Here is a 23773-nt window from a genome sequence, read left to right on the forward strand (position 1 = left end):
GGCTCGAACCCGGCCGGAAGCGGAGCCGGACTGGGGCGCGGCGTCTGGGCGTTCGCGGCGGCGCGCGCGAGGCTCGCGGTGCTGCCGGTCGGCGGCGGCGGCATCGCGCTCGCCGCGCCCGGTGCGGGAGGCGTCGGCATGCGGCGCCCCGCCGTCGGCTTCAGCCAGCCGGATGGCGCGACGGGTTCCGCGAGCGGACGCGGCGTCGCCTTGCTGCGCGGCTTCGGCCTCGCGTGGGGATCCGGTTTCCACAGCGTCGGGCGCGAATACCGGCCGTTCTGCCGCGGCGCCATCGAGTTCACGGTGTGCGCGGTGGTCGGTTGCACGATGTCGTCGTCGCGGTGCAGCGCGCTGCGCGGCAGATCGGCGACGCCCCGCACATCGTCGTCGCCGACGTCGCGCGCGAGCTTCACGCCGAACGACGTGTCGACCCACGCGGCGAACTGGCGCCAGCCGATGCCGGTCAGCCACGGCAGGCCCGCGAAAAACAGTACGACCATCGCGACCGGGGTGCCGATCGGGCCGAGCAGATGCGCGAAGCCGTTCGAGAATGCGTGGCCGAGCGCGTTCGTGTCGGGGCCCGACAACGGGCTCGTCAGCGCGCAGCTCGCGACGAACACGGCCGCGAAGCCGAGCCACAGGCGGATCGAGCCGCGGCCGGCGAGGCCGCCGCCGCCGGGCAGCATCGCCTGAACGAGACGCCAGATGAGAAGGAGGAACCAGACGGCGGAGATGCCGAACCAGCCGAAGACAACCGTGTGCATGCTTTGATGAAACAGGAAAAGGGCGGGGAGCGCGGTGCGCGACCCGCCGAGTTTAACCGGCCGGCGAACGGGACTGACGGGACTCCGGGCCGCGCGAACCCGGCGGTGCGCGTTCAGGCCGCGGGGCGTGCGTCCGGCATCCATGCGCGGCGAAGGCGGCCGGTCGGCCCTCGCCCGCGCACTGCGTCAGCGGCTGCGGCGCGTGAAGGTCAGCGTTGCGCCGGCTTCGGTCACGATCTGCAACTGCTGCGGATCGCGCATCTGCACGCCGGTCTTCCGGATGTGGGCAAGCGCATCGAGGTACGCGTGTTCGAGCTCGCCGCCGAGCGCGTTCGGGCACGCCATGCGCGTGCCGGCGAGCGGGCCGAAGCTCAGCAGGCCGTTCTTGATCGCGTAGGTGCCCATGTAGCGGTTGCAACCGGAAAAACCGCTCGCTCGCCGGACGCCCGATTCGGTCGACAGCGCCAGCTTGATCGGTTCGCCGTTGTCGCCGTGCGGAATCGTGCGCGGCGTGCCGTCGGCGTTCAGCCAGCTCGTGAGCTCCCAGCTCGTGTCGTCGAGCAACTGGACGGCGGCGGGATTGTACGGATCGGGTGCGGGGGCGGCGGAGTCGGGATGGGTCGGCATTGCGCAGGCGGCGAGAAGCGTGGCAAGCGTCAACGCGCAAAGCGGCGCGCGCAACGGGCGAAGCAGGCCGGTGCGTGCGCGTGCGGCCGCGGACAGGTGGGACATGAGCCTCGTTCCTCATCGGATTCTGATCAAGGCGTAAGAGTAACGCACCCGTGCCGCGCGAGGCGAGCCGACACTTCGCGCGTGAAAACGTTCGCAGCATGCCCGCGGCCCTCGCGTGGTGCTCGCGTGGTGCTCGCGCGGCACGGCGCCGGCGCGGCGAAACCGCCCGAACCGGCCGCGGTGCGCGTGTTAACATCGGAGCCGTTTTCGTCCTCCAACAGAAACAGAACCAGCGGGAAATCACATGCAGATCGGTCAGCGGCTCGGTACGCCGCTTTCACCTTCGGCCACGCGCGTCATGCTGCTCGGCGCGGGCGAACTCGGCAAGGAAGTCATCATCGCGCTGCAGCGGCTCGGCGTCGAAGTCGTCGCGGTCGACCGCTATCCGGACGCGCCGGGCCACCAGGTCGCGCATCGCGCACACGTGATCGACATGACCGACGCCGCGGCGCTGCGCGCGGTCGTCGAGGCCGAGCGCCCGCACCTGATCGTGCCGGAGATCGAGGCGATCGCCACCGACGCGCTCGCGGCGATCGAGGCGGCCGGCCTCGCCGAGGTGATCCCGACCGCCCGCGCGACGCAGCTCACGATGAACCGCGAAGGCATCCGCCGGCTCGCAGCCGAGGAGCTTGGGCTCGCGACGTCGCCGTACGCGTTCGCGGAATCGTTCGACGCGTTCAGCGCGGCGGTCGCGAAGATCGGCATGCCGTGCGTCGTGAAGCCGGTGATGTCGTCGTCGGGCAAGGGCCAGTCGGTCGTGCGGACCGAGGCCGACGTGAAGCCCGCGTGGGAGTACGCGATGGCGGGCGGGCGCGTGAACCACGGCCGCGTGATCGTCGAGGGCTTCATCGATTTCGACTACGAGATCACGCAATTGACCGTGCGTGCGATCGATCCGTCGACGCTCGACACGCGCACCTACTTCTGCGAACCGGTCGGCCACGTGCAGGTGGCGGGCGACTACGTCGAATCGTGGCAGCCGCAGCCGATGAGCGCGACCGCGCTGGCCAGGTCCCGCGAGATCGCGCACAAGGTGACCGAGGCGCTCGGCGGGCGCGGGCTGTTCGGCGTTGAACTGTTCGTGCGCGGCGACGACGTGTGGTTCTCCGAAGTGAGCCCGCGGCCGCACGACACGGGCCTCGTCACGCTTGCGTCGCAGCGCCAGTCGGAGTTCGAATTGCACGCGCGCGCGATTCTCGGGCTGCCGGTCGATCCGGCGCTCGGCTCGCCGGCCGCGTCGGCGGTGATCTACGGCGGCCTCGACGAGCGCGGCATCGCGTTCGAAGGCGTGCGCGACGCGCTCGCGGTGCCGGGTGCCGACCTGCGCCTGTTCGGCAAACCGGAGAGCTTTGCGAAGCGACGCATGGGCGTCGCGCTCGCGACCGGTGCGACTGTCGACGAAGCCCGCGAACGCGCGAAGCGCGCCGCGGCGGCCGTGCGGCCCGTATCGGCACGCTGACGCGATCAGGAGAGCACGATGGCATCGACATGGCGGCGCATCGGCCGTTTCGGCAAGGTGGGTGCCGCACTGGCGCTGATCGCGAGTCTCGCGGGGTGCGGCCTTGCGGCCGCGCCGTGCCGGGTCGCCTCGGCCGGGCTGAAGATCGTGCCGCTCGTCGGCCATGTCGCGGCCGCGCCGACCGACGCGTGCGCCGACGTCATCGATCCCTGAACGTCGAACGCTCGACCGATGATCAACGATAACCGCGCGCCCCGCGAGGGCGCGCTTCCACCCGTCTCGTGAGAGGACCTGCATGATTCGCCAAACCTTCGCCGCGCTCGCGCTGGCCGGCGCCGCCGTCTCCGTCGCGCATGCCGCGCAACTGACCGTCGAGGAGATCGACGCCGATGCCCGCGTGCAGACCGTCTATCAGTGCGCGAACCAGAAGCAGCCGGTGCGCGTGTCGTACTGGCGCGCGGGCAACGGCCAGAGCTTCGCGCTCGTGCCGGTCAACGGGCAGCAACTGCTGTTCGTCGATACCGTTTCGGCGTCGGGCGTGCGCTACCAGGCCGGGCGCTATACCTGGTGGACGAAGGGCAAGGAAGGGACGTTGCGCGACGAGATTGCCGACCAGAATGCGGCTCCGCTGCTCGGCGACTGCGTGCAGGTCGAGAAGAAGAAAAAGAAGAAGGGCTGAGCGCCGCGCGCGTTTCGCACCCGCAGCGCGGCCGTGCCGATTGCCGCGATCGATGCGGGCCGCCGAGTTCGATCCCGGGCTCGGCCGAGCAGGCGACGCTCGGGCTCGTCGGCCGCTTGCCGATTTCCCTGAAGCATATGTCCGACATGTGGCCCCGATTTTTTCTCATCGGCCGATCGGCATAGCCCGGTCGCTCGACGCATTTCCCCGCGCCCGGGCCGGCCGGAGGTCGCCGCGAACCGCCGCCGGGGGCGTTCGCGGCGTTGTCACGGACAGATTGCTGCGCAGTGCTACAATACGGCCCTTTCCGCCGGCATTCGCGCCGAACGGAGTCCGCACGGCCTGTGGCGCCCGATGTTCGAAATGAACCGGTCCCAAGCGCCAGAGCGGCGCCGCGCGGCGCGCCGCGGCTCCGTCTACTTCCGAAATGTGATGAGCGCAGGCCCGGCCGGCCTGACGCACGATGTCCCCGCCGCGCCTTTTGAGCGAAACGCCACCATGTCCGATTCTGTCGCCAAGCCAGTCGACGCAACCTTCGATCAATTCGGCCTTGCCGCCGATATCCTGAAAGCCATTGCGGAGCAGGGCTATACGACGCCGACGCCGATCCAGGCGCAGGCCATTCCGGTCGTGCTCGCCGGCCGCGACGTCATGGGCGCCGCGCAAACGGGCACCGGCAAGACCGCGAGCTTCTCGCTGCCGATCCTCCAGCGGCTCCTGCCGCAGGCCAACACGAGCGCGTCGCCCGCGCGCCATCCGGTGCGCGCGCTGATCCTCACGCCGACCCGCGAGCTCGCCGACCAGGTCGCCGCGAACGTGCATGCGTACGGGAAGCACACGTCGCTGCGCAGCGCGGTCGTGTTCGGCGGCGTCGACATGAACCCGCAGATGGCCGAGCTGCGCCGCGGCGTCGAGATCCTGATCGCGACGCCGGGCCGCCTGCTCGATCACGTGCAGCAGAAGACGGCGAATCTCGGGCAAGTCCAGATCCTCGTGCTCGATGAAGCGGACCGGATGCTGGACATGGGCTTCCTGCCCGACCTGCAGCGCATCCTGAACCTGCTGCCGAAGGAACGCCAGACGCTGCTGTTCTCGGCCACCTTCTCGCCGGAAATCAAGAAGCTCGCGTCGACCTACCTGCGCAACCCGCAGACGATCGAGGTCGCGCGCAGCAACTCGACCAACGCGAACGTCACGCAGATCGTCTACGACGTCGCCGAAGGCGACAAGCAGGCGGCCGTCGTCCAGTTGCTGCGCGATCGCGGTCTCAAGCAGGTGATCGTGTTCTGCAACAGCAAGATCGGCGCGAGCCGGCTCGCGCGCAACCTCGAGCGCGACGGCGTCGTCGCATCGGCCATCCACGGCGACAAGTCGCAGATCGAGCGGATGCAGGCGCTCGACGCATTCAAGCGCGGCGAGATCGAGGCGCTGGTCGCGACCGACGTGGCCGCGCGCGGCCTCGACATCGCCGAGCTGCCGGCCGTGATCAACTTCGACCTGCCGTTCAATGCGGAAGACTACGTGCACCGGATCGGCCGTACCGGCCGTGCGGGCGCGACCGGCGATGCGCTGTCGCTGTGCAGCCCGAACGAACGCAAGCAGCTCGCCGATATCGAAAAGCTGATCAAGCGTCCGCTCGACGTGCAGACGCTTACCCTCGACAAGCCTGCGCGTCCCCGCCATGACGAGCGCGGCAGTGAACGCGGAGACCGCGGCGACCGCGGCGGCCGTCGCGATCGCGACGAGCATCGCGGCGCGGCGGGGCGCCGTGCGGGCGGCTCCGAGCGCGGTCACCACCGTCGCCACGAAGCGCCGGTCGACGATTTCTTCCTGAAGCCGTACGAGCCGTCGGCGCCGGCGAAGCAGCCGGAGGAGCCGACGTCCGCGCAGCAGCCCGAGAAGAAGGGGCCGAAGCGTCAGGTCGCGGCGCTGCTCGGCGGATTCGGGATGCCGCGCAAGCCGTCCGCGTAAGCGAACGGCTTGCGAACGGTCGATGTGGCGCGCAAGCGCCGCTGCGCAAACGGGTGCATGTGACGAGCATGTGCCCGTTTTTTATTGGGCGCGATGATTCGAAGGACGTGCGCGGTGCGTCATTGCGTGCCATGCGGGGTGATTGCGATGCCTGGAGCGGCATCGCGACGGCGTCGTCGCCGGCACGCTGGTCGCCGTGGCTGCCAGTGGGCGGTCATGCGGGATGATTCAACGCGGACGCCGCTCGCCGGCGCGGCAAGGAAGCGGCCGGCACGCACCGGCGCGTGTGCGACAGCGGCGGCGGTTCAGCGGTCGAGCGGGTTCAAGCCGATTCAGGCGGCCCGCGGCCCGAAGCATCGTGCCCACGCGCCGATCGCGGCCGCCAGGAACGCGTCGATCGTATCGCCCGATATGTCCCCATCGGTCGCGAGACCGAGATGCGCGGCTGCGGCCCGCAGCGCCGGCAAGGGATCGTCGTCGCGTTCGAGCGCGAGCGCGCCCGTCTGCTTGCTGAGCTTTTCACCGTTCGCATCGACGACGACGGGCACGTGCAGGTACTCGGGCGTCGGCACGCCCAGACAGCGCTGCAGATAGATCTGGCGCGCGGTCGAATCGAGCAGGTCGGCGCCGCGCACGACGTGCGTGATGCCGGCGTCGGCATCGTCGACGACGACCGCGAGCTGGTACGCCCATTGGCCGTCTGCGCGCTTGAGCACGAAATCGCCGACCTCCGTCGCGAGGTTCTGCGCCTGCGTGTGCTGCCAGCGGTCATCGAACGCAACGACCGCGGCGTCGCCGTCCGGCACCCGCAGCCGCCACGCGCGCGGCGGCTTGCCGTGCAGGCCGCTGCGGCAGGTGCCCGGATACGCGAGCGTCGTGTGGCGTTCGTGCGCGGAGCGCAGCGAATCGGCGATTTCCTTGCGTGTGCAGCCGCACGGATAGACGAGCCGCGCGGCGGCGAGCCGTTCGAGCGCGGCCGTGTAATGCGCGTCGCGCGTGCTTTGCCACACGGGCGGCTCGTCGGGCGTCATGCCGAAATGTGCGAGCGTCGCGAGGATGTCGTCGGCGGCGCCGGGCACGGTGCGCGGGCCGTCGATGTCCTCGATGCGCACGAGCCACGCGCCGCCATGCGCACGCGCGTCGAGCCAGCTCGCGAGCGCACCGACCAGCGAGCCGAAATGCAGCGGGCCGGTGGGCGACGGCGCGAAGCGGCCGCGGTAGCCGTTCATCGGGGCGCGACGCGACGCGCGCTTATGCGGCGCTGGCTGCCTGCGCGCAGGCCGGGCACGACTTGCCGGGCACGTAGCTCGGCGATTGCTGGGCTTCCGGCGTGACGACCGCGCGGCACGCGAAGCACGTGACGTTGGCGGTCGGCTGCAGCTGCGGGTTCAGCGCGGTGCGGTAGTCGAACACGAAGCAGTCGCCGTGGTAGTGCGCGCCGCCGACTTCCTCGAAATACTTCAGGATCCCGCCCTCGAGCTGGTACACGTTCTCGATGCCGATTTCCTTCATGTGGATCGCCGCCTTCTCGCAGCGGATGCCGCCCGTGCAGAACGACACGACCGTCTTGCCCTCGAGATCGGCGCGGTTCGCGTCGATCACTTCCGGGAACTCGCTGAACTTGTCGATCCGGTAGTCGAGCGCGTCGTCGAACGTGCCGACGTCCACTTCGAATGCGTTGCGCGTGTCGAGCATCACGACCGGGCGGCCGGCATCGTCGTGGCCGCGGTCGAGCCACGCCTTCAGCGTGCGCGCGTCGACCGACGGGGCACGGCCGAGCTCCGGCTTGATCGCGGGCTTCTTCATCGTGATGATCTCGCGCTTCAGGCGCACGAGCATCCGGCGGAACGGCTGCGAGTCGGACAGGCTCTCCTTGAACTGCAGCGTCGCGAACTTGCCTTCGAACAGCGGATCGTGGCGGATGTAGTCGATGAACGCGTCGGTCGCCTCGCGCGGGCCGGCGATGAACAGGTTGATGCCTTCCGGCGCGAGCAGGATCGTGCCGCGCAGGCCGAGTTCGTTGCAGCGGGCGGTGACGAGCGGGCGCCATTGCTCGGTCGCGTCGAGCGACACGAAGTGGTAGGCGGCAAGGTTGACGATGGTCATGATGGTCCGACGGGAAAACGGCCGCGGCCGTGCGCCTGGCGCACGGCGGCCCCGCAAAAAAGGGTGCGAAGCCGGGGCGATGATTCGAAAACCCGTATTATCCCGCAAACTGCGCATGCGCCGGCACCTGACCGTTCGGCCGACGTCGCGCGCATCGGCCGAACGGCCGGGCGCGGGGATTTTTTGGGCAGCCGGCGCGACGACGCGGCTACAATATCGCCCATGTCAGATCCCCGCTTCGTCCATCTTCGCGTTCACTCCGAATTCTCGATTGCCGACGGCATCGTGCGTCTCGACGACATCGTCAAGGCGGCGGCCGCGGACGGTCAGGGCGCGCTCGCCCTGACCGATCTCGGCAACGCGTTCGGCCTCGTCCGTTTCTACCAGGAAGCCCGCGGCAAGGGCATCAAGCCGATCGCAGGCTGCGACGTCTGGATCACCAATCCGGACGATCGCGACAAACCGTCGCGGCTGCTGCTGCTGGTGAAGGACAAGGTCGGCTACCTGAACCTGTGCGAGCTGCTGTCGAAGGCGTGGCTCACGAATCAGTACCGCGGGCGCGCGGAGCTCGACGCGAGCTGGCTCGACGGCGAGCTGTCGCAGGGGCTGCTCGCGCTGTCCGGCGCGCAGCAGGGCGACATCGGGCTTGCGCTGGCCGCCGGCAACGAGGAAGCCGCGCGCCGTCATGCGCAGCGCTGGTCGAAGCTGTTTCCGGGCGGCTTCTACATCGAGTTGCAGCGTTACGGCCAACCGGGCGCCGAGGCGTATATCCAGCAAGCAGCGACGCTCGCCGCGTCGCTGAAGCTGCCGGTCGTCGCGACGCATCCGACGCAGTTCATGACCGACGACGATTACACCGCGCACGAAGCGCGCGTGTGCATCTCGGAAGGCGACATGCTCGCGAATCCGCGGCGTCAGAAGCGTTTCACGACCGATCAGTATTTCCGCACCCAGGACGAGATGGTCGCGCTGTTCGCCGACCTGCCGTCGGCGGTCGCGAACACGGTCGAGATCGCGAAGCGCTGCAACCTGAAACTCGAGCTCGGCAAGCCGAAGCTGCCGCTGTTCCCGACGCCGGACGGCATGTCGCTCGACGACTATCTGGTGCAGTTGTCGAAAGAGGGGCTCGAGAAGCGCCTCGAGCAGCTGTATCCGGATGCGGCGGAGCGCGACGCGCAGCGCGACACGTATTACAAGCGGCTCGAATTCGAGTGCGGGACCATCACGAAAATGGGGTTCCCTGGCTACTTCCTGATCGTGGCCGACTTCATCAACTGGGCGAAGAACAACGGCGTGCCGGTCGGCCCGGGCCGCGGTTCGGGTGCGGGCTCGCTGGTCGCGTATGCGCTCGGCATTACCGATCTCGACCCGCTGCGCTACAACCTGCTGTTCGAGCGATTCCTGAATCCCGAACGCGTGTCGATGCCCGACTTCGACATCGACTTCTGCCAGCACGGCCGCGATCGCGTGATCCAGTACGTGAAGGAAAAATACGGTGCGGACGCCGTGTCTCAGATTGCCACGTTCGGCACGATGGCCGCGAAGGCGGCCGTGCGCGACATCGGCCGCGTGCTCGATCTCGGCTACATGTTCACCGACGGCGTCGCGAAGCTGATCCCGTTCAAGCCGGGCAAGCACGTGACGATCGCCGACGCGATGAAGGAAGAGCCGCAACTGCAGGAGCGCTACGACAACGAGGACGAGGTCCATCAGTTGCTCGACCTCGCGCAGCGCGTCGAGGGCCTCACGCGTAACGTCGGGATGCATGCGGGCGGCGTGCTGATCGCGCCCGGCAAGCTGACCGACTTCTGCCCGCTGTACACGCAGGGCGACGAAGGCGGCGTTGTCAGCCAGTACGACAAGGACGACGTCGAAGCCGTCGGCCTCGTGAAGTTCGACTTTCTGGGTCTGACGACGCTGACAATCCTCGACTGGGCCGAGCGCTACATCCGCCGCCTCGATCCGACGAAGGCCGACTGGTCGCTCGCGCAGGTGCCGCTCGACGATCCCGCGTCGTTCCAGATCCTGAAGAAGGCGAACACGGTCGCCGTGTTCCAGCTGGAAAGCCGCGGGATGCAGGGCATGCTGAAGGACGCGCAGCCCGACCGTTTCGAGGACATCATCGCGCTCGTGTCGTTGTATCGTCCGGGCCCGATGGACCTGATCCCGAGCTTCTGCGCACGCAAGCACGGGCGCGAGAAGGTCGAGTATCCGGATCCGCGCGTCGAGCCCGTCCTGAAAGAGACCTACGGGATCATGGTCTATCAGGAGCAGGTGATGCAGATGGCGCAGATCATCGGCGGCTACTCGCTCGGCGGCGCCGACCTGCTGCGCCGCGCGATGGGCAAGAAGAAGCCCGAGGAGATGGTCAAGCACCGGGAGATCTTCGCGGAGGGTGCGGCGAAGAACGGTCTCTCGCGCGAGAAGTCCGACGAGATCTTCGACCTGATGGAGAAGTTCGCGGGCTACGGCTTCAACAAGTCGCACGCGGCCGCGTACGCACTGCTTGCGTACTACACCGCATGGCTGAAGGCGCATCATCCGGCCGAATTCATGGCGGCCAACATGACGCTCGCGATGGACGACACCGACAAGGTGAAGATCCTGTTCGACGACTGCGTGATGAACAACTTGGTCGTGCTGCCGCCGGACATCAACCAGTCGCACTACCGGTTCGAGCCGGTCGCGGAACCCGACGGCAAGCGCTCGCGCACGATCCGCTATGGCCTCGGTGCGGTGAAGGGCAGCGGTCAGAACGCGATCGAGGAAATCTTGCGCGCGCGCGAGGAAAAACCGTTCACCGACCTGTTCGACTTCTGCGAGCGGATCGACCGTCGGGTCGTCAACCGCCGCACGGTGGAAGCGCTGATCCGCGCCGGTGCATTCGATTCGCTGAATGCGAACCGCGCGCAGATGCTCGCGTCGGTGCCGCTCGCGATGGAAGCGGCCGAGCAGGCCGCGGCGAACGCGATGCAGGCCGGCCTGTTCGACATGGGCGCCGAGTCGCCGCACGCGCATGCGCTCGTCGACGAGCCCGCGTGGGACGACAAGCGCCGGCTGCAGGAAGAGAAGGGCGCGCTCGGCTTCTACCTGTCCGGCCACCTGTTCGACGCGTATCGCGACGAAGTGCGCCGGTTCGTGCGGCAGAAGCTCGGCGACCTGAAGGAAGGCCGCGACAAGCTCGTCGCCGGCATCATCGCGTCGCTGCGCACGCAGATGACGCAGCGCGGCAAGATGCTGATCGCGTTGCTCGACGACGGGTCGGGCCAGTGCGAGATCACGATCTTCAACGAACAGTTCGACGCGAACAAGGCGCTGTTCAAGGAAGACGAGCTGCTGATCGTGCAGGGGCAGGCGCGCAACGACGCGTTTACCGGCGGCATCCGCTTCACGGCCGACACGGTGATGGACCTCGAACGTGCACGCAGCCGCTACGCGCAGGCGGTTCGGCTCACGATGAACGGCAATGCCGATGCGGCGGCGCTGCGCCGCGTGCTCGAGCCGCACGTGTCGAAGGACGACCCGGCGGCCGCGCCGGCATTCGATGCGCCCGCGCCGCGCGGCGGCGGCCGCGACGGAGGCCGCCGCCCGCAGGCGCCGCTGCCGAACGGGCTCGCGGTCCAGATCCACTACAGCAACGCGCGCGCGCAGGGCGAAATGCGGCTCGGCGACGCATGGCGCGTGAAACCGAGCGACACGCTGCTCGCGGAGCTGCGCGCGGCGTTCGACGGCAGCGTCGTCGAGATTACGTACTGAACGCGCTGAGTATGCCGATCCGATAGCCACCGGAGACCAACGAGGCTCAGCCGATTTATGAATCAAGTTTTGCACCTGTTTCCCACGGACCGCCCTCCACGCACAATACTGGTCGTCTGCACGCGACGCATCGGCGACGTGCTGCTGACGACACCTCTCGTGCGCTCGCTGAAGGAGCGCTGGCCCGCGGCGCAGATCGACATGCTGGTGTTTCGCGGTACCGAGGGTGTGCTCGAAAACAATCCGGATATCCGCCGCGTAATCACGGTCGCGCAACGTGCCCGCATCGGCGAGCGTTTCGCAGATGCTGCGCGGATCTGGCGCCGCTATGATCTGGCATGCGCCGCGATCAGTTCGGATCGCGCACGGTTCTACAGCTGGTTCGCCGGCCGAAAACGCATCGGTCTGTTGGCGCGTGAGCGGGTCACGTGGTTCAATCGCTGGATGCTCGACCGTCATGTCATTGACGACGGAGATCTTCACACCGTCAATAGTGTTCTGTCATTGGCGCGCGCGATCGGCATCACGCCCGTCCCGCACGTGGTGCCGCCTGCCGTAGGCAGCGACGCCGCGGCAGTTGCGCGGTTCGAACAGCGTTTTGACGGCGCGGACGAACTGCTGGGGCGGCCGTACGTCGTGCTGCATCCGTACCCGATGTTCGCGTACAAGTTGTGGCACGTCGATGGTTGGGTCGAGCTCGCTACGTGGTTGCATGCCCAAGGGTTCGCGGTCGCATTGAGTGGCGGCCCCGCAGCGGCCGAGCGCGAATATGCGGAACATATCGCCGCCCGTCTTCCGGGCTTCGTGCTGAATCGGGTCGGACAACTTTCGTTGGCGGAATGCGCGGAGATGATTCGACGGGCGCGTCTGTACGTGGGCCCCGATACGAGCGCCACGCATATCGCGGCGGCGACCGGTACGCCGACGCTCGCGCTGTTCGGCCCGTCCGATCCCGTGCGCTGGGGGCCATTGCCTGCCGCATGGGCTGCGACAGTCAACCCCTGGCAGCGCAAGGGGACGGCGCGACAAGGAAACGTCTATCTGCTTCAAGGCGAAGGCAATTGCGTCCCGTGTCTGAAGGAAGGGTGTGAGCAACACGTGGAGAGCAGCAGCGAATGCCTCACCACGCTCAGCGCGACCCGCGTGATTCGGGCCGCCGGCGAATTGCTGAACGTGCCCGTGGCCACGGCGCTGGTGCGCGTCGATTCAATAGCGAGAGAAAACAAGCATGTTTAGCATCCTGATTCCAACCTGGAACAACCTGCCTTATCTGAAACTGTGTGTCGACAGTATTCGGCGGCATTCGGCCTACGAGCACGAGATCGTCGTGCATGTCAACGACGGCAGTGACGGCACGCTCGACTGGGTGCGCGAACAAGGCATCGCCCATACGTGGAGCAGGGGGAACGTCGGCGTGTGCATCGCGCTGAATGACGTGGCGAGGCTCGCGACACGCGACTGGATCGTCTTCATGAACGACGACATGTTCTGCACGCCGGGCTGGGATCTCGCATTCGAAACGGCGCTGCGCGGACTCGATCACTCGTGCGCGTACTTGTCGTCGCATCTGATCGAGCCGACGCAGACGGGGAATGACCTTGTCTCGGTAGGCGCATTCGGCACCGGCCCCGAGACCTTCGACGAAGCCGGCTTGCTTGCCCATGCCAGGCAGCTGAAGAGCGTCGATCGCGACGGTGTCGCATCCCAGCCTACGCTCGTGAGCCGCGAGCTGTGGCATCGCGTCGGCGGCTACAGCATCGAGTTCGGGCCCGGCATGAGCAGCGACGACGATTTCCTGATCAAGCTGTGGCTGGTCGGCTGCCGCGTGTTCCGGATCGTCGGCGACAGCCGCATCTATCACTTTAGCTGCCGGAGCACCGGACGCATCAGGCGCAATCGCGGCGGGCGCGAATTCCTGATGAAGTGGGGCATCTCTCCACGCGAATTCAAGAAGAAGTACATGCGCGACGGCGCCGGCATGCCGCGCGACGCGCTGCCAAACGTGCCGGTGCCGAGCTTGAAGAGCCGCCTGAAGCGCCTGATGTATGCGTTCGGTCGTTACCCCACCCTCGATCTAGATGCGTGGGAGCCGAACCTTCCCGGCCAACTGCAGTTCGCCCCGTTTGCGGAGCGCGACGCTCGATCAACCGACAAGAGCAGCGTCTGAAGTATGTTCGGGGCCGCTCAGAGCGGCCTCAGCCATCGCGCGTAACGTTCACTGTGCGCGGCGAGGTAAGGGGGGAAGCGGTCGGCATCGGGCGCTTGCGCGACGTAGCGGCTGTTCGGATTGAGCAGGTCTCGACCGGCGTGGATCTGCGTGTCGATATATGCCAGATCCTTGAACTCGTCGCGCACGAACTCCTGCTCGGCAATGCTCTCCATTTTGAGCAAGATTTTCTCCGGCGGCAGCACCCATGTGAAATGCCAGCCGCCCGGCGTCAAACGCTGTACTTCGAAGCGCCGGAACCAGGCGCGACGCAGCGAGCGCAGCGGTCCGGACGATTTGTATGAACGGACTGCGTTGATGTTGCCGAAAAACCGTTCGACCTGGCGCATGGTCGTGATCTTCGACCCTGTCCAGATCGCGGGCCGGCCGTCTTTCTCCACCAACTGATTGTTCAGGAAATACGCATATGCGTGCTGCTGAAAATCACCGCGGCGGTAGCGCGGATCGTACGTGCGAATCGAGGCCGGGTGCGGAATTTCGTCGAGGTCCGACACCAGGATCCAATCATCAGGTTGTGCGTCGTGCAGCCCGTGAATAAGATAGTTCCGCTGATAGTTCTCGTTCGTCCAGGCGCTACGCGCGCCCGGTGCAAAATGATCGACCACCAGGTACCGAATCTTGTCGCGGTATTTGGCAAATTTGTCGATGTCGAAATTCAGCGGTTTAGGGTTGCCCGTCTGCGTGTAGACGGCCTCCGAAATCACAAAGTAGTCGACGTGGTCCCACAGCGTTTCGAGCCGCAGCTCGAGCAACATGTCCTCGTTGAAATAGCAGAAACAATCGTAGATCTTTGGGCGGCTCATGTTCAGGTTTGCGGGTGATTGTCGCGTTCGTCGGCGAGCAACATCATTTTCAGATAGCGATAGTACGAAGCCTCGGCATTCGATACGGCGAGAATGAAACCCATTTTGCCGTCGAGAAAGCCAAGCTTGATCACGTAGGTACGGATGAACGTCCACAGGCCATGCAATATCGCGTGGCGCAGACCGCCGGATTTGCCGCGCGCCACCTTCTGCGCGGCGCCATAGCTCGAATAGCTGTCGATCTTGCCCAGCACTTCCGAAAAATCGCGGTACGTGTAGTGGAGCAGCGGGGCAGCAAGCCGTGCGCTCCGCGCGCCGTCGTCGCCCACTACGCGCTCGTGAACGAGATCGTCGGAGAAGCGCGCACGGCCGCGCATGAACAGGCGCCGCACGTAATCGGGATTCCAGCCGCTGTGGCGAATCCAGGTGCCGCAATAATTGGACCGCCGCGGGAGATCGTAGAGCTCGGCACGCGGCGACGCAATGCAAGCGAGAATCTCGTCCCTCAGCTCGGGTGGAACGCGCTCGTCGGCATCGATCGAAAGCACCCATTTTCCGCGAGCCTGGTCCAGCGCGCGCTGTTTTTGCACGCCGAAACCCGGCCAGTCGGTTTCGTGAACGATCGCGCCGTACTCGCGGCAGATCGCCTGCGTGCCGTCGGTGCTGCCGGAGTCGAACACGACGATCTCGTCGACCCAGGGGCGCAGCGATGCGAGACACGCACCGATATCACGAGCCTCATTCTTGGTGATTACGATGGCGCTGAGAGTGGGGGCGGCGAAACGGTCGCTCATGAGACGTGAGGGGTGGGTCGGGCGGGGCTGGAGGATCGATGCAACTCGCGCAAGTATAGCAAGCGCCGATATGGGCGATGCCTGCGTGCTCAAGGCTGCGGGGACGAGCGTGCCAATTTCGGTACTCGGCACGACGCTGGCTCCACGGGGGCGCGGCGTGCCCCGGTGCCGATTCGTCGCCCCGAAGTCCGTGTGCTATTCTCCGGTTGGCAATTTCACGCAATAATTCCGCGATATCCGAAATCAATGAGCATGTTGTTTGATCGTCTGCTGCCTGGCGCTTCGCGCCGAGAGGGGCCGCAGCACGACTTCGCACCCCGTCGCCGGTTGGTGGACCTCGCGACCGTGCTGGCAGCCGGACTGGGTGTAGCCGGATATTTGAGCTGGCGTGGCGCGACCAATACCGCGCTCTTCGTCATGTCGCTGCTGGCCGTGCTGCACGGCCCGGCATGGTGGGCCGAAGCGCGCGGTCAATGGCGCCGCTTCGCACCTTTGATGGTCGCCTTGGCCGCGCCGATCGTCGCGCTCGGGATCGGGCAGCTGTTTCGGCAAGAATGGGTGCTGAAGGCGTTTGATGCGCCCATGCGGATGTTGCTCGCGATTCCGATTCTTCTGCATTGCTATCAACGCCGCGTTGACTTCGCTCGTATCGTCGGCTATGCGGCGCCGCTCGCTTTGTTCGCGATGCTAATCGAAGTGTGGCTCGATCCGACGGCCTCCCGGCAGTGGGGCGGCCGCTATGCGACGTATTTTGTCGATACGGACACCTTCGGGGTTTATGGGCTGGTGCTGACCGGCTTTTGCTTGTTTTCCATCCGCGTCACGTCCGAACGTGCCGGCAAGCTGCTGGTTGCGTGGCAGTCGGTTGGCGTGCTGGTGGGCATCGCGCTGATCATCGGTTCCGGAACGCGCACCGCCTGGTATGTGATACCGGTCGTATTTGCGCTGTGGCTGTGGCTGAACCGGCGCTCCGTCAGACTGTGGTGGCTTCTGGCTGGTTTCGCCGCACTGGTTGCCGTGCTTGTGCTCAATCAAGAAATAGCCGCGCGCCTGGTGAGCGGTTACGACGAAATCCGCCAATGGCTGACCGGTACACAGCGCGACACGTCGGCTGGCTTGCGGCTCACGATGTGGCACATGTCGTGGGAACTGTTCAAGCATCGCCCGTGGGGCGGCTACGGCGATACCGGCTATCTGGCATTGCTGAACCAGCCGTGGATCACGTCGATTGCGCCCCCATCGCAGGCGATCGCGATCGAGCATGGACCGCATAACGAACTCTTGGCGAACCTGCTGCGCTCAGGCGTGGCGGGCGGGGTTGCGGTGCTGTGCCAATTCCTGATTCCGCTCGTGTTCTTCGCGCGGAGGTGCCATGCTGCCAACGCTTCCGTCAAGCAGGCGAGCCGACTGGGCCTGATTTATATCATCTGCGTGATGGTGATGAGTATCGGTTTTGAAATGTTCACACTTAAATATACCGCGTCGTTCTATGGTCTGATGATCGCGTGCCTTGGTGCGCAGGCTTTGGCGGGCGAAGATACGCGGCGGCGCGACGCGCACCCGCTGAACGGGGCTGCAAGGGGATGAATCGGTATACCAAAATCAGGGTCGTTTGCCCGGGCGGCGCGATGACGGCCGGCCCCGAGGCGCTGCATCAGCTCGTCGCCGAATTGAACCGGTTGGGCCAGCCGGCAGCGATTGTGTACAGTCCTTTCAGCCGAACATTCGAAACGCCCGAACCGTATCGCAAGTACGCGGCGCCGGTGGAGGCGTATGCGGACAATCCCGGCGAACTCGTCGTGTTTCCCGAGATCATGCCGACCGACGCGCTGCACGTCCGACACGCCGACGCGGCGATTTGGTGGATGTCGTTGAACAATTACACATGCGTGCGCTACGGAAACCCGCTGCGTGACCGCTTCCGCTATTTCAAGGCGTGGATCAAGGGCAAGCGGCCGTTGGGTGGAATTGGTGCATTACGGCATCTGAAGCACTTCGCCCAAAGCCATCACGCGCAGTCATATCTTGCGGCACGTGGTTTTTCCGTGCTGCCGCTGACTGATTCGATCCCGGTTTACACCTCGCCCGATTATCTGGCGGCGTTGCCGCGGCGCCTGGCCGCCGCTCGGCACGACGACGTGATTCTGTACAACCCGAGCAAGGGACGGGCGACTACCGAGCGCCTGATGCGTGCATACCCGCAGTGGCAATTCAAGCCGTTGCGCGGCCTGAACCGCGAGCAACTTGCCGATGCGTTTTGCGCCGCCAAGGTCTATATCGACTTCGGGCACCATCCGGGCCGGGACCGGCTGCCGCGCGAGGCGGCCGTGCACGGCTGCTGCGTGGTCACGGCCCGGCACGGCTCCGCCGGCAACCCGGTGGATGTGCCGATACCGGACACATACAAGCTCGACCCAAAGGCGAGCGGATTCGTCGAGCAGTTCGGCCAGGTCATCGGTACGATTTTTGGCGATTTCGCTCGCTGTTCGGCCGAATTCGAGCCATATCGGCAGATGATTCATCAGGAAGCTGACGTATTCATCGCGCAGATCCGGCGCGCGTTCGAGCTGGAGGAGCCGCGAGCCTTATAATTCGCTCCGTTTAACAAACCATCCCGGGCTCGTCCCATTCGCATCAAAGGATCGTCTTGAGCAAGCACCAAACAGGCCTCAGAAGGCCAGTCGGCGACGGACATACACAAACCTCCGCGGTCGGCAAGCGGCTGTGGGTCTACGTTCGTCCGCTGGTGGGCGTGCTGCTGCTCGGCGTGCTGGCGATGGCGATCAGTTCGGCGACCGACGCCGGCATTCCGGCCCTGCTCAAACCGCTCCTCGATCATGGTTTCGGCAGCAACGGAAGTCATCAGGCGGTATGGTTCGTGCCGATCGCCGTGATCAGCCTTGCGTTCGTGCGCGGCGCGGCGCAGTACGCATCGCAGTATCTGCTCGCCTACGTGTCGAACCGGATCCTGCTGCAGATGCGCCTTGACATGTTTTCCCGGATGGTCAACACCAGCGCATCCTTTTTTCAGCGTGAAACGGCGAGCACGGTGATCAACGCGATCGTGTTCGAGGTCAATCAGATCCTCAACGTGTTGGTCAGCGTGATGGTCACACTGGTGCGCGACTCGCTGACCGTCGTGTTCCTGCTGGGCTACTTGTTCTATCTGAATTGGCGGCTCACGCTGATCATTGCCGTGATCCTGCCGGGCATCGGCTGGCTCGTCAGCAAGATCAATCGGCGTCTGCGCAGGCTCGGGCGCGATCAGCAGATGCTCACCAACGACCTTTCGTACGTCGTTGAGGAGGCCGTCGCCGGCTACAAGGTCGTCAAGGTGTATAACGGCGAGCCATACGAAATCTCGCGCTTCAGCGAAATGGCCAAACGCCTGCGCGGCTATGCGATGAGGATGACCGTTGCCGGCGGCCTCGCGCAACCTTTGACGCAGTTTCTCGCGTCGATCGCGCTTGCGATCGTGATCACGGTTGCGGTCGTGCAGTCGAAGCACGATCAGACCACGGTAGGCGGCTTCGTCGCGTTCGTCACGTCGATGCTGCTGATCATTTCACCGCTCAAGCACTTGATCGACGTGAATCAGCCGCTGCAGCGTGCGGTGACCGCCGCCGAGCTGATCTTCGGCCTGATCGACGAACCGGCCGAGCCGCAGGGCGGCGGCCGCGCGCTGCCGCACGCACGCGGCGAGATCGAGTTCCGCGACGTATCGTTCGACTATGGCGCATCCGAGCGGCCGACACTCGACCGCATTTCGTTCAAAGTCGCACCGGGCGAGATGATCGCCCTCGCGGGCCCGTCAGGCAGCGGCAAGACGACGCTCGTGAACCTGCTGCCGCGCTTCTTCGATCCCACCGGCGGCGCGATCCTGGTCGACGGCGTGCCGGTGACCGACTACGACATCCACGCGCTGCGCGCACAGATGGCGATGGTCAGCCAGGATGTCGTGCTGTTCAACGATACGATCGCCGCGAACGTTGCATACGGGCAGACGCCCGATCGGGCCCGCGTGCAGGCGGCGCTCGAGGCCGCGAACCTCGCCGATGCGGTCGCTGCAATGCCGGACGGGCTCGACACGGTGGTGGGCGGCAACGGAATGCGCCTGTCGGGCGGCCAGCGCCAGCGGCTCGCGATCGCGCGCGCGATCTACAAGGACGCGCCGATCCTGATCCTCGACGAGGCGACCTCCGCGCTCGATTCGGAATCCGAGCGTCACGTGCAGGCCGCGCTCGAGCGGTTGATGGAAGGTCGCACGACGCTCGTGATCGCGCACCGGCTGTCGACCATCGAGCGTGCGGACCGGATCCTCGTGCTCGAGGCCGGCAAGATCGTCGAAGAGGGCAGCCACGACGAACTGCTTCGCCACGGCGGGCTGTACGCACACCTCCACCGGATCCAGTACCAGCAGCAGGCGGCCTGACGCTGCGCCACGCGCGTGTGCTAGGCTTGATCGTGCAGTCCAGTTGTTTCCGATTCGACGTGACAACACGGAGGGAAGAACGATGAGGAAGATGCACGGGATGATGCTGGCCGCGCTGCTCGCCGCGACGGTCGCGGCACCGGCCGCGATGGCGCAGGGGCATGGCAACGACGACGATCACGGCGGCCCGGGCATGCACCGCGGCCATGGCCCGAAGCACATGCCGCCGGGCCACGCGATGCATCGCGACGACGACGTGCCGCCGCGCTGGGCCGACCAGCCGCGCCGAGACTGGCACAAGGGCGACCGCCTGCCCGACGAATTCCGCGATCGCCAGTACGTGGTCGACGACTGGCGCGGCTATCACCTGAGCCCGCCGCCGCGCGGCTATCACTGGGTCGGCGTGGGCGGCGACTATCTGCTCGTGCAGATCGGCTCGGGCATCGTGCTGCGCGTCGGTCCGTAACGCTTTCGCCACCGATCCTCGGTTCATCCGGTTGCCGGGCTTGCGTCCGGCAACCGCGTCAGGTATTCGCGTCCTTGCGATGGTCCGCCGCCCGCCGGTACCAGCATCGCTCGATCCGCGACATCAGCCAGCACACGCCGAGCGCGCACACGGTGCCGAGCGCCACTTCCGCGAGCCGCATCAGCGGAATGTCCCACAGGGGGCCGTTGCCCGGGAACAGCAGCACGATCGTTGCGGTCACGCCGCCGAGCCGTGCCGCGCTGCCGACGTTCAGACACCAGCACGCGACGATCGCAACTGCGACCGCAATCGCATACGCAACGACGCGATCGCCGCCGAGCGCCGCGCCCGCGAAGCCGACGAGGCCGCCGATCATCGCGCCGATGAACTGATCGCGCGACAGCGACATCGTGTCCGAGTAGTTGTGCTGCGTGACGGCGATCGCGGTGATCGCCGCCCACACGGCTTGCTCGGTGTGCAGGGCGCGGCCGATCGCGTACGCGAGACACGCGCCGCAGACGGCCTGCAACGCCATCAGCGCGCCTTGCGCGAGCCGTTCGCCGAAGGTGAGCCCCTTGAACAGATCGAAGATCGATTGCTGGATCTGCTGGCGGGCTTCGTTGAGGGTCCTGATCGTGTCCATCGTCTGCGTGACCTCAGGCGGATGCGGCGTGCGAGTGCGTCAGTGCGTCTGCTCCGACGGCGCGGCGGCCGGCTCGCCGGCAGTCGCGTCGCCATTCTCGACGCGCGTTTCCGGCATCGCAAGCCAGACCAGCAGCACCGCAAGCGCACCGGCGGCGGCGAGCCCGAAGAAGCTGACCGCGTTGCCGAAGTGATCGGCGACGTAGCCGGCCACGGCCGTGCTGAGCGTCGCGCCGATCCCGGCCGACAGACCGAACAGCCCGATGCACAGGTTGTAGCGCCCCTTGCCGGCCGCAACGTCGGCCGCAATGAGCGGCAGCATGACGCCGAACACCGCCGCGCTGATGCCATCGAGCATTTGCACCGGTACCAGCAGGTACGGGCTGCTGACGCCGGCGAACAGCAGCGCGCGCACCGGCAGCGCGGAGAAGCCGAGCAGCAGGATCGGCCGGCGCCCCCAGCGTTGCGCTGAGCGGCCGACCCATGGCGACAGCATTGCCACGATCGCCTGCGGCACGATGATGCACGCGGCGATCACGAGTTGCACGTTCTCGCCCATTCCGGCCGTTACTTCGCCGGCCGCGAGGTTGAGCATCGCCGCGTTCGACAGGTGGAACAGCACGACGCACGCCGCGAAGGTCAGCATTCGGCGATCGCGCAGCAGTTCGATCAGCGTTTCGCGTTCCTCGCCTTCGTCGTGATCGTCGCGGTCGTCCGGCTTCTGCGCATGCGGGATCACTTCGTGCGTCGGCTGAATCATCGCGAGCGCGAACAGCGCGGGCAATGCGAGCACGGCGGTCAGCCAGAACACCGCGCGCGCGGAGAAATACTCGCCGGTGAGTCCCATCAGCCCCGCGGCGACGGCACTGCCGATCGATGCCCAGCGCGCGTTGCGGCCGAGCCGGTCGCCGAGATCCGCGCGGCCCACGAGCGAGAACGAGATCGCGGCCATCGCCGGCACGAGCATGCAGCTCGCGAAGCCGTGAAACACCTCGGCCGCGATCACCGGCACGATCGTCGGGCTCGATGCGAGCAGCACTGCGGACAGGATGATCGCGGCGATCGCCCATGCGGCCGCGCCTTTCTTGTTCTTGAGCGCGTCAACGGCGGCGCCGCCCGGCACCTGACTGACCATCGCGCTGATCGTGCCGATCGACAGCACCATGCCGATCTCGCCCTGCGTCCACTTGTGCGATGCGAGGTAGGACGCGATGAACGGACCGAAGCCGGTTTGAACGTTTGCAACGAAGAAGTTGAGCCAGTCGAGAGCGCGGAGACTGCGAACGCTGACGGAATGCTTGATCGTCATCGGGCAGCACTCGCAGACGAAGCCGGCGCGGCGGCGGAAACCGGGGGCGAGACCACGACGATCGGCTTGTCGGCCGCATAGGGCGGGGCGGCCTTGATCTGCGCGTCGTTCAGGTCGAGCTGCGGATGCAGCGCCTTGTCGCGCGTGACGAAGCGCAGCGCGCCCCAGCTCGCGGCAATCGAACGGCGGTCGGTATTGACGAGCCCGCCGAGGTCGAGCACGACGGCCTGCGGCTGTGCGGCGCGGTCGATCAGCACGTCGACGACGCGGCCGATCTTCGTGCCGTTCGGGCGCTCGATGTCGCTGTCGAGCATCGGCAGCCGCGTCGTGGGCGACGCCGCGGCCGAACCCGACAACGGCACGGCCTTGGGTCGAGCGGCCGGGGGCAGCTCGCCCGACGGCACGTCGAGCACGATCGGCTCCTGCTTGCCGCCCGGCGTGAAGCGGAACACGTTCCACGGGAAGCTGACCTTGCGGTCGCCGACGCCCATGAAGCCCTGCAGGTTGACGATCATCTCGCGCGGCTTGCCGCCCGCATCGACGACCATGTCGACCGCGCGACCGATCACCTTGCCGTTGCGGCGCGCGACTTCACTGTCGAGCAGCGCATGGATCTGGCTGCGCTCGACCGGGCGCGTCGCAATCAGCGGAGGCGGTGGGGGCGGCGCCGGCGTCGGCGATTCGGGGCGCTGCACCGGTTTCGGCCGTGGCGCCTCGCGGTGCGGTTTTTTCGGCGCTTCGGGTTCCTCCGGCTGCACGAGCGGCGGCACGGGCGGCATCGTCAACGGTTCGCCTGCGGTTTCACCGACGGGCTCGACGAGCGCCTCGCTGATCGGGGCAGGCGGATTCTGCGTCGGCAGCAGCCCGCAGCCGGACAGCAGCGCAGCGGCTGCGAGAACGAGGAAGACCGTCGACGACGGAAACGGCATGCGGGATGCGGGAAACGGAAGTCCGCCGCTCATTGACACTCACTCCATGGGTCGGGGGCGTGCCCGAAGGCTCGCGCTGGCGATGGATGGCGGGTGCGGGCGGCGCACCACGCGAGGTGAGAGTTTAACGTGTCTTCCTTTCAGGACCGATTTCTGCGGAGGAATGGGCGAGGGGTGGCGGGCAAATGGCGAGGATCGACCGCCGAAACTGCGTCGGCGGCGGCTCCAAAGAACACGGCGCCCGGCCGTCGACGACGGAGCGGGCGCCGCATGAGGCGCGGAGCAAGCGGAACGTCAGGCGTCCGGATACCACGCGTCGCTGAATTCGCTGACCTGGACGTCGGTCAGCTCCGGACGTGCGGCGAGCCATGCGCGCACGGCCTCGCGGTCGGCGTCGGTCGTCGTGCCGCGCGGGGCGCCGGAGATCACGTACGCGCCAATGCCTTCGTCGGCGGATGCGACTGTCAACAGCCCGTTGGCTTCGACGAAATCGATGAACGCGTCGATCAGCTGACCGCGCTCGAGGTCGGACAGCTCGTTGCGGTACTGCGCGGTCGCGTTGAACGCGAGTTCCTGGAACTCGGCGATGTGGAGTTTCTTGCGCTGGCGGCGGTTGTGGCGTTTGCTCATGGTGTGTGACGAACGGGAAGGGGGGAAGGAAGCGGCGGCGGGCGCCGCATTGGACGCCGCGCGGCGGGGCCGGC

At 66.6% G+C, this 23773-nt stretch carries 20 protein-coding genes and 1 pseudogene; 11 read left to right on the plus strand and 10 right to left on the minus strand.

The annotated features are described in order from the left end of the window. Nucleotides 1–764 (minus strand): annotated as a pseudogene (locus KDW55_RS25490) (DNA translocase FtsK); the annotation flags it as partial. A 186-nt stretch (nucleotides 765–950) separates the two neighbouring features. After that, on the minus strand, nucleotides 951–1496 hold the full coding sequence (locus tag KDW55_RS25495) for an META domain-containing protein (protein ID WP_040144738.1): 546 nt from the start codon (nucleotides 1494–1496) through the stop codon (nucleotides 951–953). A 244-nt stretch (nucleotides 1497–1740) separates the two neighbouring features. Between KDW55_RS25495 and purT the strand changes: the two genes are divergently transcribed. The 4 genes from purT to KDW55_RS25515 all read left to right on the plus strand — a co-directional run bounded on the left by purT (nucleotide 1741) and on the right by KDW55_RS25515 (nucleotide 5605). Then, the gene (purT, locus tag KDW55_RS25500; RefSeq protein WP_059546372.1) at nucleotides 1741–2955 is read left to right on the plus strand and encodes a formate-dependent phosphoribosylglycinamide formyltransferase; all 1215 of its coding nucleotides are present in this window, start codon (nucleotides 1741–1743) and stop codon (nucleotides 2953–2955) included. Nucleotides 2956–2973: 18 nt separating this feature from the next. After that, the gene (locus KDW55_RS25505; protein WP_059448675.1) at nucleotides 2974–3168 is read left to right on the plus strand and encodes a DUF6726 family protein; all 195 of its coding nucleotides are present in this window, start codon (nucleotides 2974–2976) and stop codon (nucleotides 3166–3168) included. Nucleotides 3169–3250: 82 nt separating this feature from the next. Then, entirely contained in the window at nucleotides 3251–3634 is a 384-nt protein-coding gene (locus KDW55_RS25510; protein ID WP_059502684.1) for an MliC family protein, read from the plus strand. A 432-nt stretch (nucleotides 3635–4066) separates the two neighbouring features. Beyond that, nucleotides 4067–5605 carry a DEAD/DEAH box helicase gene (locus KDW55_RS25515; RefSeq protein WP_083253013.1) on the plus strand — a complete coding sequence of 513 codons (1539 nt, stop codon included), beginning with the start codon at nucleotides 4067–4069 and terminating at the stop codon, nucleotides 5603–5605. 332 nt (nucleotides 5606–5937) lie between these two features. On the opposite strand, the gene gluQRS is transcribed toward KDW55_RS25515, so the two are convergent. Together gluQRS and KDW55_RS25525 are read right to left on the minus strand one after the other, a co-directional pair. Continuing rightward, nucleotides 5938–6834, minus strand: coding sequence for a tRNA glutamyl-Q(34) synthetase GluQRS (gluQRS, locus tag KDW55_RS25520; protein WP_212161578.1), 897 nt, complete (start codon nucleotides 6832–6834; stop codon nucleotides 5938–5940). 22 nt (nucleotides 6835–6856) lie between these two features. Beyond that, complete coding sequence (locus KDW55_RS25525; RefSeq protein WP_059502680.1) at nucleotides 6857–7711, minus strand: sulfurtransferase; 855 nt, start codon at nucleotides 7709–7711, stop codon at nucleotides 6857–6859. Nucleotides 7712–7933: 222 nt separating this feature from the next. Between KDW55_RS25525 and dnaE the strand changes: the two genes are divergently transcribed. Genes dnaE through KDW55_RS25540 form a run of 3 tightly spaced genes read left to right on the plus strand, consistent with a single transcriptional unit; the run spans nucleotide 7934 to nucleotide 13634 of the window. After that, complete coding sequence (gene dnaE, locus KDW55_RS25530) at nucleotides 7934–11467, plus strand: DNA polymerase III subunit alpha (RefSeq protein ID WP_212161580.1); 3534 nt, start codon at nucleotides 7934–7936, stop codon at nucleotides 11465–11467. 57 nt (nucleotides 11468–11524) lie between these two features. Beyond that, nucleotides 11525–12703: a glycosyltransferase family 9 protein gene (locus tag KDW55_RS25535; protein WP_059546384.1), complete on the plus strand. Its 1179-nt coding sequence runs from the start codon at nucleotides 11525–11527 to the stop codon at nucleotides 12701–12703. Then, nucleotides 12696–13634, plus strand: a complete 939-nt coding sequence (locus KDW55_RS25540) for a glycosyltransferase (protein WP_040144729.1) — start codon at nucleotides 12696–12698, stop codon at nucleotides 13632–13634. The genes KDW55_RS25535 and KDW55_RS25540 overlap by 8 nt, the downstream gene beginning before the upstream one ends. Nucleotides 13635–13651: 17 nt before the next feature. On the opposite strand, the gene KDW55_RS25545 is transcribed toward KDW55_RS25540, so the two are convergent. Continuing rightward, nucleotides 13652–14497, minus strand: coding sequence for a beta-1,4-mannosyl-glycoprotein beta-1,4-N-acetylglucosaminyltransferase (locus tag KDW55_RS25545; RefSeq protein WP_040144728.1), 846 nt, complete (start codon nucleotides 14495–14497; stop codon nucleotides 13652–13654). Between the two features lie 2 nt (nucleotides 14498–14499). After that, nucleotides 14500–15291 (minus strand): glycosyltransferase family 2 protein, encoded by a 792-nt coding sequence (locus tag KDW55_RS25550; RefSeq protein WP_059546385.1) that lies wholly within the window; start codon nucleotides 15289–15291, stop codon nucleotides 14500–14502. A 246-nt stretch (nucleotides 15292–15537) separates the two neighbouring features. On the opposite strand from KDW55_RS25550, the gene KDW55_RS25555 reads away from it, so the two are divergent. The 4 genes from KDW55_RS25555 to KDW55_RS25570 all read left to right on the plus strand — a co-directional run bounded on the left by KDW55_RS25555 (nucleotide 15538) and on the right by KDW55_RS25570 (nucleotide 20189). After that, entirely contained in the window at nucleotides 15538–16878 is a 1341-nt protein-coding gene (locus KDW55_RS25555; protein WP_040144726.1) for an O-antigen ligase family protein, read from the plus strand. Further along, on the plus strand, nucleotides 16875–17882 hold the full coding sequence (locus KDW55_RS25560) for a hypothetical protein (RefSeq protein WP_212149630.1): 1008 nt from the start codon (nucleotides 16875–16877) through the stop codon (nucleotides 17880–17882). The genes KDW55_RS25555 and KDW55_RS25560 overlap by 4 nt, the downstream gene beginning before the upstream one ends. A gap of 131 nt (nucleotides 17883–18013) precedes the next feature. Continuing rightward, nucleotides 18014–19723 carry a lipid A export permease/ATP-binding protein MsbA gene (msbA, locus tag KDW55_RS25565; RefSeq protein WP_245163672.1) on the plus strand — a complete coding sequence of 570 codons (1710 nt, stop codon included), beginning with the start codon at nucleotides 18014–18016 and terminating at the stop codon, nucleotides 19721–19723. Nucleotides 19724–19805: 82 nt separating this feature from the next. Continuing rightward, entirely contained in the window at nucleotides 19806–20189 is a 384-nt protein-coding gene (locus KDW55_RS25570; protein ID WP_040144723.1) for an RcnB family protein, read from the plus strand. Between the two features lie 58 nt (nucleotides 20190–20247). Here the strand turns inward: KDW55_RS25570 and KDW55_RS25575 are convergent, their stop codons facing one another. The 4 genes from KDW55_RS25575 to KDW55_RS25590 all read right to left on the minus strand — a co-directional run bounded on the left by KDW55_RS25575 (nucleotide 20248) and on the right by KDW55_RS25590 (nucleotide 23699). Further along, a complete protein-coding gene (locus KDW55_RS25575) occupies nucleotides 20248–20832 on the minus strand; it encodes an FUSC family protein (protein ID WP_059546392.1) in 585 nt (194 codons plus the stop codon). A 39-nt stretch (nucleotides 20833–20871) separates the two neighbouring features. Then, nucleotides 20872–22140 carry an MFS transporter gene (locus KDW55_RS25580; protein WP_040144721.1) on the minus strand — a complete coding sequence of 423 codons (1269 nt, stop codon included), beginning with the start codon at nucleotides 22138–22140 and terminating at the stop codon, nucleotides 20872–20874. After that, the gene (locus KDW55_RS25585; protein WP_040144720.1) at nucleotides 22137–23102 is read right to left on the minus strand and encodes a PRC-barrel domain-containing protein; all 966 of its coding nucleotides are present in this window, start codon (nucleotides 23100–23102) and stop codon (nucleotides 22137–22139) included. Before KDW55_RS25585 ends, KDW55_RS25580 begins: the two co-directional genes overlap by 4 nt. A gap of 261 nt (nucleotides 23103–23363) precedes the next feature. Further along, on the minus strand, nucleotides 23364–23699 hold the full coding sequence (locus KDW55_RS25590) for a 50S ribosome-binding protein YggL (protein WP_040144719.1): 336 nt from the start codon (nucleotides 23697–23699) through the stop codon (nucleotides 23364–23366). Nucleotides 23700–23773 lie beyond the last annotated feature (74 nt).

This window comes from Burkholderia sp. AU19243 (genome assembly GCF_018148075.1).
Taxonomy (GTDB): domain Bacteria; phylum Pseudomonadota; class Gammaproteobacteria; order Burkholderiales; family Burkholderiaceae; genus Burkholderia; species Burkholderia latens_A.